This window comes from Pseudoalteromonas sp. SANK 73390 (assembly GCF_054966645.1).
In genome coordinates this window covers 1-1,454 of the sequence record NZ_ARPN01000119.1, presented here as the reverse complement: position 1 = coordinate 1,454, position 1,454 = coordinate 1, and the positions used below count along the sequence as shown (strand labels likewise).

1 protein-coding gene is annotated in these 1,454 nt (G+C 45.9%); it reads left to right on the top strand.

All coding sequences use genetic code 11. From position 1 onward, the window contains the following. Positions 1-1,454, top strand: a 1,454-nt coding sequence (locus SANK73390_RS17115) for an amino acid adenylation domain-containing protein (RefSeq protein WP_462767620.1), incomplete at both ends; no start/stop codon positions are given.

The window sequence follows — 1,454 nt, the reverse complement described above, 5'->3', positions numbered from 1 at the left end:
GGGGGTAAAAGCTGGGAATGTGGTGGCCTTGTGCCAAGCAAGAGGCAAAGAGTTGATAGTTAATCAGCTGGCTATTTGGAAAGTGGGTGCGGTATACCTAGCGTTATCGCCGACACAGCCAGAGGCTCGCCTAGCCCAGCTACTGCAAAGCAGTGATGCGCATTTTGTTATTCATGAAGGCGTTGCGTCATCGTTATTCAGTGATATGAGTTCAGTGACACAACACGAGCTGAATAAGGGTATGACAACTCAACCTACGACACCTTTGCAGATACAAGTAGCAAGTACTGATGCGGCAGTATTGATTTATACCTCAGGGTCAACAGGAGTACCTAAAGGGGTTATGTTAGCGCATCACAACATCGTTAATCGCCTAGAGTGGATGCTTAATCGTTATCCGTATGCAGCAGATGAAGTCTGTATTCAAAAAACGTCGGTACACTTTGTGGATCATATTGCAGAGACATTCCAACCGCTATGTGCGGGGATAAAACTGATGGTGTTATCAGAGCAGGATGCTTATGAGCCAGAGGTATTAAGTCAGGTGATGCAAAAAGCACAGGTTACGCGTCTGACTTTAGTGCCGTCATTATTACAGAATTTGTTAAAGGCGGGAGTTAACTTAAGTTCATTGCGCTTGCTGGTGTGCAGTGGAGAAATGTTGGGATGGAACTTAGTCTCGGCGTTTAAAGCTCAGTGGCCGAATTGTGAGTTGTTAAATCTGTATGGCTCATCTGAGGTTGGGGCAGATGTCACTTATAAAAGCCTCAATAATTGGGTAGGAAGTGAGCGTCATAAAGTACCGATTGGCAGTCCCCTATGGAACAGTCAGGTGTATGTGTTAGATGAACAGCAAAGGCTGTTGCCGCCAGGTGCGGTGGGTGAATTGTACATAGGCGGAGATGGTTTGGCGTTGGGTTATCATAATAACCCCACAGCTAGTGCACAGGCATTTATCGATAATCCGTATGGTTCGGGCATGATGTATCGTAGTGGAGATAGAGTGCGGTGGAATAGTTCGGGTGAATTGGAGTATTTAGGACGTTTAGACAATCAAGAGAAACTCAATGGTGTCCGAGTTGAGCGAGGGGAAGTTGAGTCGGTTTTAATGAAGTTGTCACAAGTGCATGCGGCAGCGGTTAAAGTGCAAACGCTGACGCAAGGCGGTGGACAATTAGTGGCGTATGTTGTGCCAGTTAAAGCACTAGAAGATGAAGCGCAGTATAAGATGGATTTACATCAGTCATTGTCGGCACAGTTACCGGATTATTTAATACCGAGTTGGATAGAGATATTAGAGGTGCTGCCGTTAACGGCCAGTGGCAAAGTGGATTATCGCGCTTTAGCGGATGTTGCACTGTCTTTAGAGGTGGAGTATGTAGCACCGCGTAATGAACTAGAAATAGCATTGTGTGAGATATGGAGACAGTTATTAGCAGTAGAGCGCGTAGGTA